Source organism: Larkinella punicea (assembly GCF_003334855.1).
Taxonomy (GTDB): Bacteria; Bacteroidota; Bacteroidia; order Cytophagales; family Spirosomataceae; genus Larkinella; species Larkinella punicea.
In genome coordinates, this window is record NZ_QOWE01000024.1 from 53,592 (window position 1) to 69,245 (window position 15,654).

At 52.8% G+C, this 15,654-nt stretch carries 17 protein-coding genes; 11 read left to right on the forward strand and 6 right to left on the reverse strand.

Features of this window, described 5'->3' with window-relative positions:
- Window positions 1-2: 2 nt before the first annotated feature.
- The 9 genes from DUE52_RS24870 to DUE52_RS24910 all read left to right on the forward strand — a co-directional run bounded on the left by DUE52_RS24870 (window position 3) and on the right by DUE52_RS24910 (window position 7,695).
- Window positions 3-767, forward strand: coding sequence for a 5'-nucleotidase C-terminal domain-containing protein (locus DUE52_RS24870; protein WP_114408783.1), 765 nt, complete (start codon window positions 3-5; stop codon window positions 765-767).
- The gene (locus DUE52_RS24875) at window positions 745-1,668 is read left to right on the forward strand and encodes a bifunctional metallophosphatase/5'-nucleotidase (protein WP_114408784.1); all 924 of its coding nucleotides are present in this window, start codon (window positions 745-747) and stop codon (window positions 1,666-1,668) included. The genes DUE52_RS24870 and DUE52_RS24875 overlap by 23 nt, the downstream gene beginning before the upstream one ends.
- Window positions 1,669-1,781: 113 nt before the next feature.
- The gene (locus DUE52_RS24880; RefSeq protein WP_114408785.1) at window positions 1,782-3,113 is read left to right on the forward strand and encodes an NAD(P)/FAD-dependent oxidoreductase; all 1,332 of its coding nucleotides are present in this window, start codon (window positions 1,782-1,784) and stop codon (window positions 3,111-3,113) included.
- 109 nt (window positions 3,114-3,222) lie between these two features.
- A complete protein-coding gene (locus DUE52_RS24885) occupies window positions 3,223-3,843 on the forward strand; it encodes a sterol desaturase family protein (RefSeq protein WP_114408786.1) in 621 nt (206 codons plus the stop codon).
- Window positions 3,844-3,849: 6 nt separating this feature from the next.
- Window positions 3,850-4,332 carry an NADH-quinone oxidoreductase subunit A gene (locus DUE52_RS24890; RefSeq protein WP_114408787.1) on the forward strand — a complete coding sequence of 161 codons (483 nt, stop codon included), beginning with the start codon at window positions 3,850-3,852 and terminating at the stop codon, window positions 4,330-4,332.
- 131 nt (window positions 4,333-4,463) lie between these two features.
- Entirely contained in the window at window positions 4,464-5,012 is a 549-nt protein-coding gene (nuoB, locus tag DUE52_RS24895) for an NADH-quinone oxidoreductase subunit NuoB (RefSeq protein WP_114408788.1), read from the forward strand.
- Between the two features lie 79 nt (window positions 5,013-5,091).
- Entirely contained in the window at window positions 5,092-5,436 is a 345-nt protein-coding gene (locus tag DUE52_RS24900; RefSeq protein WP_114408789.1) for a hypothetical protein, read from the forward strand.
- Window positions 5,437-5,444: 8 nt separating this feature from the next.
- Window positions 5,445-5,942 (forward strand): NADH-quinone oxidoreductase subunit C, encoded by a 498-nt coding sequence (locus tag DUE52_RS24905; protein ID WP_114408790.1) that lies wholly within the window; start codon window positions 5,445-5,447, stop codon window positions 5,940-5,942.
- Window positions 5,943-6,021: 79 nt separating this feature from the next.
- Window positions 6,022-7,695, forward strand: coding sequence for a thioredoxin domain-containing protein (locus tag DUE52_RS24910; RefSeq protein ID WP_133299943.1), 1,674 nt, complete (start codon window positions 6,022-6,024; stop codon window positions 7,693-7,695).
- 79 nt (window positions 7,696-7,774) lie between these two features.
- Here DUE52_RS24910 and DUE52_RS24915 read toward each other — a convergent pair whose 3' ends face one another.
- Window positions 7,775-8,128 (reverse strand): hypothetical protein, encoded by a 354-nt coding sequence (locus DUE52_RS24915; RefSeq protein WP_114408792.1) that lies wholly within the window; start codon window positions 8,126-8,128, stop codon window positions 7,775-7,777.
- Between the two features lie 214 nt (window positions 8,129-8,342).
- On the opposite strand from DUE52_RS24915, the gene DUE52_RS32215 reads away from it, so the two are divergent.
- A complete protein-coding gene (locus DUE52_RS32215) occupies window positions 8,343-8,576 on the forward strand; it encodes a hypothetical protein (protein ID WP_133299944.1) in 234 nt (77 codons plus the stop codon).
- A gap of 34 nt (window positions 8,577-8,610) precedes the next feature.
- On the opposite strand, the gene DUE52_RS24920 is transcribed toward DUE52_RS32215, so the two are convergent.
- Both DUE52_RS24920 and DUE52_RS24925 read right to left on the reverse strand, forming a co-directional pair.
- Window positions 8,611-9,381: an HNH endonuclease gene (locus DUE52_RS24920; protein WP_114408793.1), complete on the reverse strand. Its 771-nt coding sequence runs from the start codon at window positions 9,379-9,381 to the stop codon at window positions 8,611-8,613.
- 44 nt (window positions 9,382-9,425) lie between these two features.
- On the reverse strand, window positions 9,426-9,590 hold the full coding sequence (locus tag DUE52_RS24925; RefSeq protein WP_229312299.1) for a PDDEXK family nuclease: 165 nt from the start codon (window positions 9,588-9,590) through the stop codon (window positions 9,426-9,428).
- Between DUE52_RS24925 and DUE52_RS32855 the strand changes: the two genes are divergently transcribed.
- Window positions 9,513-9,779 carry a hypothetical protein gene (locus DUE52_RS32855; RefSeq protein ID WP_229312300.1) on the forward strand — a complete coding sequence of 89 codons (267 nt, stop codon included), beginning with the start codon at window positions 9,513-9,515 and terminating at the stop codon, window positions 9,777-9,779. The two genes, DUE52_RS24925 and DUE52_RS32855, sit on opposite strands and share 78 nt — an antisense overlap.
- Window positions 9,780-9,887: 108 nt before the next feature.
- Here DUE52_RS32855 and DUE52_RS24930 read toward each other — a convergent pair whose 3' ends face one another.
- The 3 genes from DUE52_RS24930 to DUE52_RS24940 form a co-directional block, all read right to left on the reverse strand.
- Window positions 9,888-12,731 (reverse strand): putative Ig domain-containing protein, encoded by a 2,844-nt coding sequence (locus DUE52_RS24930; RefSeq protein ID WP_133299945.1) that lies wholly within the window; start codon window positions 12,729-12,731, stop codon window positions 9,888-9,890.
- Between the two features lie 450 nt (window positions 12,732-13,181).
- Window positions 13,182-14,480, reverse strand: a complete 1,299-nt coding sequence (locus tag DUE52_RS24935; RefSeq protein WP_114408795.1) for a DUF3748 domain-containing protein — start codon at window positions 14,478-14,480, stop codon at window positions 13,182-13,184.
- A gap of 123 nt (window positions 14,481-14,603) precedes the next feature.
- Window positions 14,604-15,470 (reverse strand): AraC family transcriptional regulator, encoded by an 867-nt coding sequence (locus tag DUE52_RS24940; RefSeq protein WP_114408796.1) that lies wholly within the window; start codon window positions 15,468-15,470, stop codon window positions 14,604-14,606.
- Window positions 15,471-15,654: the final 184 nt, after the last annotated feature.

The window sequence follows — 15,654 nt, forward strand, 5'->3', positions numbered from 1 at the left end:
TTATGACGCGCTTCTCAAAACTACGGTTTCTTCCGCTACTGGTCGTGCTGACCACGGCTTGCCAGACGGGCTACCACCTGACCGATCAGGGTTATAAACGCGTCGTGATCGACTCGCTGGCGGCACCGGCCGATAGCAGCATGGCCCGTTTTCTGCAACCCTACAAGCAGCAGATGGATCAAACCATGAACGAGGTGCTGGTGCAGTCGGCGGTGCCTCTGAATCGTTCCAAACCGGAATGCGCCCTCAACAACATGCTCACCGACGCCATGTTGCAGTATGCACAGCAGAAGCTGGGGCAACCCGCCGATTGCTCGCACCTGAATTATGGCGGGATTCGGACGGGATTGCCCAAAGGAACGATCCGGATTGGCAGCATTTACGAGGTGATGCCGTTCGACAACCAGTTGGTGATGCTGACGTTGAAAGGCTCCATGCTGCGGGAATTTTTCGAGTTTTTTGTAGGCAGTGAAATCGATGAAAAATCGCTGGTGGTGGGTGGCGTTCGGGTGGTGATCAAGAATAACATCCTGACCGACATCGCCTTTACAAACGGGAAGAAGTTCGATCCCAACCAGAACTATACGGTTTTGATGAGCGATTACGTGGCCGATCGGGGCGGAGGAACGGCGTTTTTGAAGGATGCCGTGGCCCGGAAGAATTTCAACGTTCCCATCCGGGACGTTTTCATTGATTATTTTCGACAGCTTGGCAAACCCGGTCAACCCATAAACCCGACAACCGATGGACGCATTTCAATCCAATAGACGCCAGTTTCTGAAGCTGTTCGGTACGGCTGCCGTGGTGGGCGGTTTTGCTCCGGAAGCCCTGGCCAAACCGAAGCTCACCCAACTGACGATTCTGCACACCAACGACGTACACAGCCGGCTGGAACCGTTTCCGATGGATGGCGGTCGCAATGCCGGGCGGGGCGGTGTTGTCCGCCGGGCCACGCTGATCAACCAGATTCGGAGCGAACAAGCCAATGTGCTGCTGTTCGACGCGGGGGATCTGTTTCAGGGAACGCCCTATTTCAATCTCTACAAGGGCGAACCCGAGGTGCAGGCCATGAACCAGATGCGCTACGACGCCAGCACCATCGGCAACCACGACTTCGACGGTGGCATGGACAACATGGTGACGCAGTTCGGAAAAGCGAAATTTCCATTCCTGATTGCCAATTATGATTTTAAAAACACGGCGATGGACGGCCGCACGGAACCGTACCGGGTTTTCAAAAAAGACGGTTTGCGGATTGGTGTCTTTGGCGTGGGTATTAAACCGGAAGGGTTGATTCCGAAGGAGTTATTCCGGGAAACCCGGTATCTGGACCCCATCGAAACCGGCAACGACATGGCCGCGAAGCTGCGGAATGACCTGAACTGCGATTACGTCATCTGTCTGTCGCACCTGGGCTACCAATACAACGACAAAGCCGTGTCGGACCGGGTTTTTGCCTCCAAAAGCAAGAATATCGATTTGATCATCGGCGGTCATACGCATACGTTTCTGGAAGCACCCGTCAACGTACTGAGCCAGGACGGACTCCCGGTTTTGATCAATCAGGTGGGGTTTGCCGGGATTTACCTGGGCCGGATCGACCTGACGTTTGAGCGCGGAAAAGCGAAACCGGTGATGGAAAGCAAAGCGGTGGAAGTGAAATCGTGAGGACGGAACCGTTCAGAAGCAGTTTCGGCGAAAATCGACCGATTCGCGTAAGCGGTTGAAACCTTACGGAAACGATTGCAGTTATTCTGTCAAAAGGCTTAATTCTCCGACGTATGAACCCAAATATTCCACGTACCGACCGCAAACGCGTAGTGATTGTGGGAGCAGGGTTCGGCGGCTTGCAACTGGCGCGCAAACTTTCCAGCCGCAAAGAATTTCAGGTCGTTCTGATCAACAAGCATAACTTCCACGAATTTCAGCCGCTGTATTACCAGGTGGCAACCTCAGGGCTGGAAGCCAGTTCCATCCTGTTTCCCTTGCGGGCGGTTTTTCAAAATTGTAAGAACGTTCACATCCGCGTGACCACCGTGACGGCGGTTCATCCCGACACCAAAACCGTCGATACCGATTTAGGCCCCATCGACTACGACTATCTGGTGGTGGCCACCGGAGCCGATACCAATTTTTTCGGCATGAAGAACATCATCGAGCGTGCTTTGCCGATGAAGTCTGTCTCTGAGGCTATTGCGCTCCGGAACCGGGTGCTGCAAAATTTTGAAGATGCCCTTTCCGTCGATACCTTAGATGAAAAAGAAGGTTTTTTGAATGTGGTCGTAGTGGGAGGAGGGCCTACGGGTGTCGAATTGTGCGGAACCTTTGCGGAGATGCGGAAAACCGTTCTGCCGAGCGACTACCCGGAACTGGATTTCAGGATGATGCAGATTTACCTGGTCGAGTCCGGGGCGGAATTGCTGGGGCCGATGTCGGTGGAGTCGCAGGTAAAATCGCAGCAATATCTCGAAAAGTTGGGTGTCGTCGTTAAACTCAATACCCGCGTTCAGGATTTCGATGGCCGGCTGGTTCACATGGCCGATGGGTCCACGATTCGGACGAACAACCTGGTTTGGGCGGCTGGCGTAAAAGCCAATCCGTTGAACGGACTGCCGACCGAAGCGACGGGCCGTGGGGGGCGTTTGCTCGTCAACCGGTTCAGTCAGGTGCAGGGATTCACGGATATTTTTGCGCTGGGCGACATTGCGTTGATGACGGAAGAGAAATATCCAAATGGTCATCCGCAAATTGCCCAACCGGCGATTCAGCAGGGCAAACACCTCGCAAAAAACCTGGTGCGGATGGGTAAGGATCAGCCGATGGAGCCGTTTACGTATAAGGATTTGGGAACGATGGCGACGATTGGTCGCGGAAAAGCGGTCGTTGATCTGCCTTTTTGGAGCTTTCAGGGCGTTTTTGCGTGGATGGTCTGGCTTTTTGTGCACCTTATGGCCATTGTTGGCGTTAAGAACCGGTTGCTCATTCTGGTCAACTGGGCGTGGAATTACCTCAGCGACGACCAATCGCTGCGGCTGATTATCAAACCCAAACTCCCGAAAGGCAACATGGAAGCCATTCAGCAGAAAGTAGAAGACCAGTTAATCACAAAATAATAAATGGTCAACTTGTTTGACCATCTATTGAAAAGTAGTTTAAATTTGCAGTTTACACACCCGCGCCCCGGCGTTCCCCACGTTTTGGCGGCATTTAATTCTTTATAGTATGGAACAAACGATAACCAAAACCAGACCTAAAAATAGTGGCACCAAGCCGTTGTTTGAGAACCCGATTCTCGAACGGTTGTCACGTACCCACATTGCGGTTCCGATCACCATTTACCTGGTAACATCGACGCTCTTTGGCTGGTACGCTTTTGCGTATACGGAGATGTCGGCTCTCTGGATTACTTTCCTCTTTTTTGCGGGCATCACCATTTTTACGCTGGTCGAATACGCCGTTCACCGGGGCGTATTCCACATGGAAACCGACACACCGACGAAGGCTAAGATTCAGTATACCTTCCACGGTATTCACCACGAGTATCCGAAAGACAAAACCCGGCTGGCAATGCCCCCGGCTGCGGCTGTATTCGTGGCGTCGGCCTTGTTTGGTGTCCTTTTTCTGTTGCTGGGCGAAGCTTCGTATGCCTTTTTCCCCGGTTTTCTGGTCGGCTATTCGGGCTATCTGTTCGTGCATTTCATCGTTCATGCCTACGCTCCGCCCAAGAATTTCTTCAAGTGGCTGTGGATCAATCACTCGGTACACCACTACAAGAGCCACGAAAAGAATTACGGCGTTTCATCGCCCCTCTGGGATCATGTTTTTGGAACGTACATGAAATAACACCGCATGCTCTCCGACTTCGGAATCATCTTATTGTTCATCATTACCGGCCTGGCGTTCGTTGGGCTGGTTTTGTTTGTTGGGAGTCTGTTGCGCCCCAACCGCCCCAACATCGAGAAGCAAACCACCTACGAATCCGGCGAAGAACCGGTTGGCAACGCCAATGTGCAGTTCAACGTGCGGTTTTATGTGGTCGCCCTTATTTTTGTTTTGTTCGACGTCGAACTGGTCTTCCTGTTTCCGTGGGCCACGGTTTTCGGGCAAAAGGCCTTGATCGAAGAAACGAACGGTTTGTGGGGCTGGATTTCGCTGGCGGAAATGTTCATCTTTGTGGCCCTTCTGGCCTTGGGGCTGGCGTATGTCTGGGCCAAGGGCTTCCTGGATTGGGTGAAACCGGAACCGAAAGTGCCGGAAATAAAAACCGCCGTGCCGGTTTCGCTGTACGAGAAAGTGAATCAGAAATATAAAAAAATGCCCCCAACCCCCTAAAGGGGGCTTCTGCACCCGGTTTTTGTGAAAGCCCCCTTTAGGGGGTTGGGGGCAAAAGCAGCTCGGAATTGTTAGCTATAATATAAGAATGTACAGCCCGGCCCTTTAGGGGGGTGGGGGCAAAATCAACCATGAGCGGCTTACTTGATCAACGATTCAAATCCGGCGAAGGTGGCGTGTTGCTGACCACGGCTGAAGACCTCCTGAACTGGGCGCGGCTTTCGTCGCTATGGCCGATGGGCTTCGGGCTGGCCTGCTGCGCCATTGAAATGATGCAAACCTTTGCGTCGGGCTACGACCTGGAGCGGTTCGGGATTTTTCCCCGGCCTTCGCCCCGGCAGTCGGACGTCATGATTGTGTCCGGTACCGTGACCTTCAAAATGGCCGACCGCATCCGGCGGCTCTACGAACAGATGCCCGAACCGCGTTATGTGATTTCGATGGGGTCGTGTTCCAACTGCGGAGGGCCCTACTGGCAGCACGGTTACCACGTCGTGAAAGGCGTGGATCGGATCATTCCCGTCGATGTGTATGTGCCGGGCTGTCCACCGCGCCCCGAAGCCCTGATTGGCGGTTTTCTGAAACTCCAGGAGAAAATCCGAAACAGCAGCCTGCGGGACGAACCGGCGCCGACAGCTTTGCTGGCGATGGAAGCCGACGCAGCGACGGACGAAAATTAATTTTGTTAGAAAAGAACCGCATACGCTCCAACCCCTTAAAGGATAAAAGGGTCATATCGTTTAACAAATGCTAACACGTATGAAAACGATCCTGATCACCCTAATGGTATTGTGCTTCGCAGCCTGCACCGAAGACGATTCCACTTCCGGCCCCGAACTCCGGTCGGAAGTCATGTTGTATCCCAACGGACTGGCGTATGACGGTTGTCAGGCGCATGTGGCCCTGAATTGGAACGACCCGCAGAAGATAATCCGGTATGCACCCGATGCCGAATCCGTTGCCCTGGTGGAGAACTTCGTGGGCAAGGAACAACAGAAACAGGGCACCATCGTCTATAAATTTACGGACCGGAAGAAAACCGTCGAGTGCGGCTGGAATTCGAAATTCGAAGCCGATGAGATAACGATCGTCTCAATTCGTTAACTTGCGGAATGAATTTTTCCGAACTGACCGAACTGCTGGTGGCTCAATTTGGCACCGACGGAATTCTGCAAACCAACACCGCCAATCCGCAGCCTTTCCTCGTGGTGGAGTCAACGCAGATCGCTGAAATTTGCCGGTTTTTGCGCGACGATGACCGGCTTTTTTTTGACTTTCTGGCCTGCATGACCGGGATCGATAACGGTCTGCAGGTCAACACGATGGAGGTTGTCTACAACCTTACCTCCATCCCCTACGAGCATAACCTGACGCTGAAAGTCGTGTTGCCGCGCAATGCCGAAGGCGAACCGATGCCGGTTGTTCCGACGGTCAGCAGCGTCTGGCGAACGGCCGACTGGCACGAGCGCGAAATCTACGATCTGGTCGGAATTCATTTCGACGGCCACCCCGATTTGCGCCGGATTCTGCTTCCCACCGACTGGGTGGGCCACCCGTTGCGGAAAGATTACCGGGAGATGGAAACGTACCACGGAATTAAAGTGAAATAGCCCGGCAAGCCCGGAACGTTTGGTAGTGTGCAATTGGCAGTTTAACTTGTATCTTTTCTGGATTTGAGCCATTGCCTTCATGCCAACGCGACTTTATAGACTATTCCCGGCGTTCTGCCTTCTTTTGACCTTCTTTTTCGGCCAGTTCCCGACCGTTTACGCCCAATTCAAATCCGATTCCGTGACGGTGAAGGGCCGGATCAAAAATCTGACGATTCAACTGTATCGCCAAAGTCCCAATGTAACGGTTTCGCGGAACAACATCCTGCAGGCCAACCGCGAAATGGCGCGCCCCGCCCCGCTGGAGCCCGACGGATCGTTTCAGGTGACGCTGCCGCTGGTGTATCCATACGAAGAACTGTATTTCAATTTTGGCCAGATTTCGACCGCGTTTCTGGGTTCGGCCGGCACCATCGAAATTGCGCTCGATGCCGACTCCCTGTTTTTGTCCGAAGCCCCTTTCCGGTTTAGCGGCACCAACGCCCAGGTGAACAACCAACTGACCCGGTATAAGGCGTTCGAGTTTAAAAACAAACCCAAAGTCGATAACCGCCAGTTGGCGAAACGGGTCGAAGGGCGGTCGGCGGACGACAGCCGGAAGATTCTGACGAATGAATTCATTACCACCTACGAAAAATACCGCCAGACCAACGAGGTGTTGCCGCTGCTGGATCAGTACATTCGGTCGGGCATCAAATACGAAGTGTCTACTTATCTGTATGATCGGGCGCTGGCCGAGCAGGACACGCGTCTGGAAACGGGTTTGCCCTCCGGCGTCAGTTTACGACCCGCCGACGACCTTTTCCTGACGGTTCAGCGGACGACGGCGATGGAACGGTTTGCAGCATACGCCAATTCGCGAATCGCCGACCAGGCCGGTCGTGGCGTTCCGGTGGGCACGTTTGCCACGCTCGTGGATCGTTACATCCGGGATTTGTCGGCCACGGAGCGGACGCGGGTAGACGAACTGAAGGCCGGAAAGACCGCCGTGAGCCGGGATATGCCGATGTTGCAGCGGATTTTGCAACGCCACCAGGACACGCTGGCGAAGCTGCTGGTGTATGAAACGGAGATGTCGCAGTACCGGAAAATCGTGGACACCACCGGACTGGATTACCTGAAAGCCCATTTTCTGGCGTCCATTTTGCCCAATATCGAGTTGAAAAATCAGCAGCTTTTATACCAGCACATCATGCCCCAGGCAACCGATCCGCGCTACCGGCTTTCGCTGGAAGAATTGTATCGGCTGGAGGTCAAAGACAGTGCGACGGTGCGGGAGGTGGCAGAAAAGTTTACCAATCAGGTCGATGAACCGGTCGAGGTGTTGTCGGGGGTGACCCTGATGCGCTCCAGCCGCTACGGCAAAGACCTGCTCGAACAATTGCAGAAACAGGCGCTGGGGCGGTTGGTTTACGTGCTGGCGTGGTCGACCGAGGTGGAACCGTCGCGGCAGGAAGCCCTCGCGGCCCGGGCCATTCAGGACCAGCTTGGCAGTCGTGATGTGCTGTTTGCCTATGTGTGCAGCAGTGAAAATTCGATGGAGATCTGGCGGGAGTGGGTGGCTAAAAACAAGCCCAAAGGCCTGCACGTTTTTGTGGACGAAGACCAGCTTGGCAACCTGATTGCCACACTCCGGGCCGAATACATTCCGGCGGCCGGGCTGCTGGGCCGCGACGGGAAAGTCCTCAAACGCGATGCCCCGCTGCCGTCTAAACCGGACGAGGTGTTGAAACTCATCCGGGAAAAATTGTAAAACCGCATCAAGCGTACTCACTTCAACGACCCTGAAATTCTCCTTCGTCCGGCGATCAGTGCGCAATTGTCATCCCGTCTCAGGGTGCCGTCCGCAGTTTGGTCAGTTTAACCGGAACACCGGCCAGCCGGACGTTTGGCGGGGGCGCAAACTCGTCGGCGTTGAAAACGACTTTCGTACCGGTTTTCTGCACCGAGGTCGGCAGGTTGCAGGCGAAATAGCGCGTATTGTCGCTGGTCTGAATATAAATCCACGTACTGGTTTGGGAGGTCTCCGCTTCGTTGACCACCGTCCCCGGCACTTCGCGCAGTTCGGCGGCTTTTTTCCATTCGGCATAAGCCGGGCAGTCGGCACTGACGGCCACTTCATGGTCCCAGGGATTGGGCTGGCAGGCCACCATCAGCAGGCCAACAATCAAAGATAGCGTCTTCATGGATGTACTGGTTTTGGTAGTAAGACGCTTTTGGTGGGGAAAAGGTTGGGGGAGGGGAGCTAATTTGGCGAAAATGATTGTAGTTTAGTTAGAGTGCCGTTACATCAACGATTTCGTTTTTCTTATATAGATTGCCAAGATTTTTTGATTTTATCCTAAACTGGCTGCGTTCTTTAAATTCCGGTTTTCCAGAACTGTTTTATTTAAAATATTTATGATTCTTCCCAATTTGCCGGTATATATTACAATTCCAGACCAATCTCCAAGTTGTGAAATTTGCGGTTGCAGGGGCGAAATAATTGCCTATTTCCAGCATACCAATTATAAAGGAAGTATTTATGACTGCTTATCCGCTGATCAAACGCACCGCTTTATTGATAGAGAAGACGAATACTTTAGTATTGATTACTGGAATATGAGTGAAGAAGAAAGGAGAAATCAAGTCTAAAAAATGGTAATACTTTTATAAAAGTCTGTAAATACTAATGGTCAAATAGACCTAAGCGGTATTCAAGAAATTCTTTTTTCGGTTGGTAGGTCTTTGGCACTTGAATGGACTGATGCTCAAAACGCCCGAAAAACTGCTCATAAAACTCTTTAGATGATTGGGCTTGTAATCGCTTTGATAAAAGAACTTTAAAATCCGTATCAATACAAATCAGCCCCTTTTCATAAGCACGATCATATAAATTCGATAAACACAGTCCGTTTTCAGGATTAAGCCTTTCTTGCTCATTTGCAGCCCATGGAACAATATGTCCTGCTACTAGCAATTCAGAAATATTTATGCCTGAAATAGCGCAACGGTTTGAATAGGTTTTTAGAATCATTTGCCGAAAGACATTCTGATTTACCCGCGTTTTCACTGCTCTAATTTTAACCTCGCCTTTCAAATCTTTCAAGTCAAACACAATTTCCGGGTATTTCTCTTCTACGGTCTTATGCTGATAATTAGCTAAAATTCGTTCACTTTCAAAAGTTAATTCTTCTTTATTATTTACAAACTCATTCCATATTGGTTCAACTTGTTTTTTACCATTTGCTAAACCAATTATTCCGCGTTGTTGATGGTATGGGTCAACGTGAGCGAAGTTATTAAGCCGCATTGCAACAGCATTATCCGTTCTATCAATAAGAGCTGCGAGTTCTTTTACTTCTGGTGTTCGTTTATCCAGTTTCCCAAATGGTAATTTTAAGTAAAGATTAAAGACGACTATAAGTTGGTCGCGTGTCCAGAGATCATCTCTTGCCATAATTATAATACAATACTTTACACAGTTAGTTAACGGCTATAGATTTAAACATGAAAGAAACAGCCATGTACGAAGATAACGGTTTTGTACTTTGGTAGCACAACATCAGGTTTCCCCGGCAATTTTTTGTCATGAAGCCGGTAGCGAAAACCGTGCGCAAAAAGAAACTTCCGGACCAGCAGTTCGGGTTTGGTGTTTTTGCTGCGGATTTGGCTCATGTTGAAGCTCCGCTGCTGGGGGGTATGTACATCAGCCATATTACCCGCTCCTTTCGCCGGTGTTTCGGACGGATGGAGCGTCAATGCATCAACCTCCCGGACGTGTTTTTTGTTAAGCCTCCCAAACCCGGTTGCTGGTCAGGATTTGAAATGGTTGCAGGTCAGGATTTCAAATCTTGACCTGCAATAAAAACCGATCGCTATTTCCTCAACAGCGGTTTCGCCACCGAGAACCCTCGAAAGAACGGTCAGCCCTTTCGATGCCGGGGTTCGGGCGTCGGTGCTTCGTTAGTTTCTCAATACTTTCAACGTCACAGAGCGCGAACCGCTGCTTGCCCGCAGGAAGAGTATACCGGAAGCATTTTTGCCGACTGGCACGGCCTGCCGCTCGACGACTCCCGCTTTTTCAATCAACCGTTCCGTCACCAGCCGACCGGTCACGTCGGTCAACGCCAGCCGCACCGGCTCTCCTTCCGCCCCCCGAATTTCTACCTCTACGGCATCGCGGCTCAATGGGTTGCCCAAAACCGTGACCTGGAACTCCCGGTTGCTTTCGGCCGACAACCGGCTTGCCGACAGACACGTTAACGGCTTGCCCGAATCTTTCAACACATACGTGCTGCCCGATACCCGCGCACTGATCAACCGGGTCGTATTGTCTTTCAACCCGGCTGGTACTTCAAAACTGTAGGCATGAGCGCCGTTGCCCTTGCCCGCATTCAGCAAATCCACCCGGTAAATATTGGCAACCACACTCCCATACACTTCCAGGGTGTTGGTGTTATAAAACTCCACCGTTACCGGCGTGTTGGGTTTGTTGCGGTCCCAGACCCAGCCCCGGATCGTTCCGCATTCGACCTTGTCCAGATACCCTTCGAAACTGCCCGTCACCGGCGTGGTGGCGGCCGGATTGACCGTCAGGTTGAAACTCACCGAGTTGGTGGCTCCTTTATCATCGGTGGCCGAGTAGGTCAACACAAACAAACCGCTCTGCGTGGGTGTCCCGCTGATTTGCCGGGTGAAAGGGGTGAAGCTCAGACCCGTTGGTAAACTCACCAGTCCGTAGCTCAGTGTGCTGTTTTCGGGATCAGTAAAAGCCGGGAGCGTGGTGGTGAAAGCCACATTTTGCTGCGCTACCAGGGGCGAAACCGTCGGTGGCACCGGTTGTTTGTTCGGTGGGGAAGACGCCCCTTCCTCACAAACCAGGGCTTTGGGAGAATCTTTCAAAATAAAACTGCTGCCCGCAACCCGCGCCGAGAGATAATGCACCTGGCCGTCTTTAAGTCCGGCCGGGATGCTCCAGCGGAAGGCGTGAATGCCGTTGCCTTTGCCGGCATCTTTCAGATCCTGCCGAAACTCGTTGGCCGGGATGGTGACAACGACGTTGGGGCCGTCGAGGATATCGACGGACTGAATCGTGTTGGGTTTGTTACGGTCCCAGGCCCAACCCCGGAAGGTGTTGCAATCGGCCCCGTAAATGTACCCGTCGAAGCTGCCTGCCACCAGGGGCGGGCTGACGGTGATCGTAGCCGAACCGGGTGCGGTAGGGCAAAGTCCACCCGTACAAGTCGCCGAATAAACCAGCGTACCGGTGGCCGACGTGGGCACCGGGATGCTTACGCCTGTCCCGGAAGAACCGCCCGGACCTGTCCAGGCGACAGTGCCGCCCTTACAGCCCGAAACGGTCAGCAAAACGGAGGGTGTATTTTGGAAAAGCGGCTGGTTGACAACATTTGAAGTAAGGGTCAGGGAAGACGGCACGACCTCGCACGCCTTCAGTTTGACGACCCAATAATCAGAATCGCCCCGGCTATTGTCGGACTTATCCCCACCGGCATTCGAGTCAGATCGTCCCGCCAGCAAAAAACCGCCGTCGAGGGTCGTGGTCATCGCTGACAGATAATCTGCTCCCGTTCCTCCAACCGTCTTATCCCACAGGATGTTGCCTTCCTCATCGAGTTTGATCACCCAGTAATCCACATCCCCTTTGTTTTCTTCGGACTTGTCGCCATTATGTCCGGAGTAGGAATAGCCCCCCACCAGAAAACCGTTATCCGCCGTGAGCAACGCACTGAACAAACCATCGTACCCATCTCCTCCGAGGGTTTTATCCCATTCAACCGCCCGGTCAGCATTCAGTTTGACCACCCAGTAATCCTGATCACCCCGGCTATCTTCGGTTTTATCGCCACTCGTGTTTGAACCGGAAGCCCCGGCCAGGAGAAACCCTCCGTCGGGGGTTGCCAGCACCGCACTCAGGTAGTCGGTCTCACTGCCTCCAATGGCTTTATCCCACAGGGTGTTGCCTTCCTCATCGAGCTTGATCACCCAGTAATCGCCCCCGCCTTTGTTCCCTTCGGTTTTATCACCATCGTCCCCGGAAAGCGAATAACCGGCCACCAGAAAGCCGTCATCGGACGTGGTGGCCAAAGCCGTTAAATAGTCGATCTCTCCACCTCCGAGGGTTTTATCCCAGAGCATGTTGCCCTCGTCGTCAATCCGAACCACCCAGTAATCCCGATTTCCCCGGCTGTCTTCCGTTTTATCGCCACTCTGCCCGGAGGTCGAAGAACCGCCCAGCAGAAAACCGTCATCGGTGGTCAGGACAGCGGCAGTCAGATCATCGTAGCCATCTCCCCCGTAGGTTTTATCCCAGAGTTTATTCCCCCCGGCGTCAATCCGAACCACCCAGTAATCCAGATCACCCCGGCTGTCCTCCGTTTTATCGTCACTCGGTCCGGAGCGCGAAGAACCGCAAAGCAGAAAACCGCCATCGGTTGTCGGGACGATCGCATTGAGGTCATCCCATTCGCTTCCCCCGAAGGTTTTATCCCAGAGCTTATTGCCCTGGGCATCCATCCGAATCACCCAGTAATCCAGACCGCCCCGGCTATTCTCCGATTTGTCGCCACTGGCATTGGAAGAAGAACTACCACCCAATAGAAACCCTCCGTCGGCTGTTTGGACTACCTCGGGGGTCCCATCAGAACTGCTCCCGCCGAAGGTTTTATCCCAGCGTAGGGGAGGCTGGGCCTGCACAGCGGCAACGGCAGCTACGGCAACCAGTTGACAAATGAATACGGCGCGAATCAGATACCTGCGGGTCATCGAAACGTGTACATGAATACTCATCGGGAGGAAGGAGTTAGGTGGACAGTAGATCAGTAAATGAACAATCAAAATCGTAGTAATCCGACTCGTGTCATTTCCGTAGGGCACAAACAATCTCCGCCCTGCCGAATGGCAGGAACCAACTACGGATTTGAATCAACACACGTTTCGTCGATAAATGAAACGGACTGAAGCACAAAGGCCGACAAACCTGTTTCATGACAGGTTTTGCTCACTTTGCTTTCGGACCTGACCGGGAGGGTTAATAAAATCAGCTAACGCTGCCCACATACGATTGAAAGAATGCGGGCGATTACGTAGCCTGATTTAGCACTGATTTGACAGTAAATGTAGAATTTTTTTTAATCAGAAACCGACTTGGTAACAAAAAAGTAAGTACCTGAAAACCGTCCGTCTTCACACGCGTTATCTTTCGGTTTAAGAAACCACGGTATTTTTTGAATAGCCAGGCTATTTCAACAAAAACAACTGCAAAAACCGCCCTTTCTCCGTCGTCACGTAGCGGTTATACGCAATCTGATCCCCTTTATTCGACCAGACGATGCCGTTCCAGGGTTTGGCGTCGTCCGACGAGCGGGGCGTCAATCGCCTGAAGTCGCCGTTTTGCAGATCCGTGACGAACACGCTATTGTCGGCGGCATAGGCCAGCCAACGACCGTCGGGGCTGAAATTGAAGGTGGTTTGGACCGGGAACGGCTGGCGGGTTAGTTGCCGGATCGTACCGCCGTTGGGCGACACCCCAAAAATCTGAATCGTTCCGCTGGGGTCTTTCGCCAGAAAACCGATCACCGAACCGTCGGGCGGGGTCCGGAGCCAGTGGCGGGGGCCTTCCGCGCCGTGTTCCGTGAACGTGATCCGGCGCTGCTGAACGCCTTTCGGCGGATTCGGTCGGGTGGTTTCAGTGCCTTCCAACGGCTGACCGTCAGCGGCCTGCGTCAGGTCGCCGGGGAGGTCGGCCACAAAAATTTCCGTAACGGTTTTCCCTTCCTTGTTGCGCACATTGCCCTGAAACGCAATCGCCCGTTTCTGCCGGGTTCCGTCCGGTTTCAGATAGCCGTTGCTGCCAATCCAGCCTTCGTCAAACGCCTTGTCGATCTCGTCGCTGCCCGGTTTGGGGTTTTCAGTGGCCTTCGTTACCACCACCGAAAACAGCTCACCCGGATTGTTTTCCAGCGAACCGTCGTCGGCCACGCTCACTTTTCCGAACGGAGCCATCACGCCCACGACGCGCAAATCCTTCACCGCCGGATTGGTTTTGCTCAGCACATTCATGGGGTGATCGTTGTAGGTAAAGCTGATCCACTGACCATCTGCGCTCCAGTAGTGTGCGTGTGTACCGCCCCGCAAGGCCCCCGGCGTAAAGGGCGGTTTGACGTTGCGGGCGTCCAGAAAAATCGGTTTGCCGGGCTGGTCGATGTCGATGGCCACGCCCGTCCGGCGGTCGAAATCATACGGTTTCTGCTGGTTGGCATTCCGGACGCCGTGGATAAACAGCACCCGGTTTTGGGTGGGCGAAAAGGTGGCGGCCCCCACGCCGGGACCAAATTCGGTTTGATTTGTTGTCTGGTAAAGCAGCCGGATTTCGCCGGTTTTGACGTTCACCATTTCGATGGCTGCCGTGCCGCCAATGCCGCCGTCCTGGTTCCGGGTGTCATACACCAGCCACTCGTCGGTGGGTGAAAAAGCCTGGTTGTTGTGAATCGTGTGTCCTTTGGTGTCGAAGGTGAGTTGGTGTTCCGTAAAAGTCATGGTGGTGTGAGGTTTGGGAGCGCAGGCCTGCAAGCTTGCGCCAAATAGAAGCCAGCCGATTCGGGAATGCATGGATTTGGTTTATGGGCGATTGACGATTGACCATGGTCCATCGTCAATCGTCTATTGTAAATAATTTCGTTTGTATTCGAGGGGCGTGATGCCTTTGACGCGCTTGAAATGCCGGTAAAAATTCGACAGGTTGTTAAAACCGCTTTCAAAACAGATGGCCTCCGCACTCAGTTTGTTTTCGATCAGCGCCCGACACGCGTGACTGACCCGAATCTCGGTCAGAAATTCGTGGTAAGTCTTGTGCGTCATCAGTTTAAAATACCGGCAGAACGACGTCACACTCAGGCTGGCCACCGACGCGATTTCGTCAAGACCGATGTCTTTGGCGTAATTCGACAAGGTGTAACTGTAGACCTTGTTGAGCCGAACGGTTTCCAGTTCGTTCGACTGGTAGAACGCCCGTTCCGACGTAATGGTCTCCAGATCAGCGGAGTGTGATAGCTCGTCCAGAATCGACAGCAGCACGATCAGCCGTTGCAGGGGCTGGGCTTCCACCGCGCTGTGCAGCAAAGCCGCCACTTTTTCGCTGGTTCCGCCCTTGATCAGCAAGCCCCGCAGCGCCTTTTCATAGAGCCGCCGGATGGGCTGGGTTTCGGTCAGATTCAGAAAATCGCGACCCAGGCAATCGGGCCGGAACTGCATCACGATCGCTTCGACCGGCAGATGGGGGTCTTCCCGAAAATACGCTTCGTTACACCGCCAGGTATGCGGCAGGTTTTCGCCCACCAGCAGCATTTCACCCGCCGAAAAATTGCTGACATTGTCCCCAATAAACCGGACGCCCTCGCCCCGAATCACGTAGTGCAATTCCAGTTCGGGATGGTAGTGCCAGATGTTCCCGAAACTGGCTTTGACTTCGTGCCGGATGCTGAACGAATCCTGGGCATTCAGGGGTACTTTGTGAAATTGCGGTTTCATTCAGGAATTACTCGAATATGATAAATTCGTACATTAATTGGAAAAATCCCCATACCGGTATTACCACTTTATCGCGTACATTTGCCAGTAAAATTAAATAAAATACCAGCGCAGTCATAAAAGTGCCTCCGCAAGCTAATCAAGAAGCACTTATTTTCGGTAAAGAATAAAAAATAATTCTTAT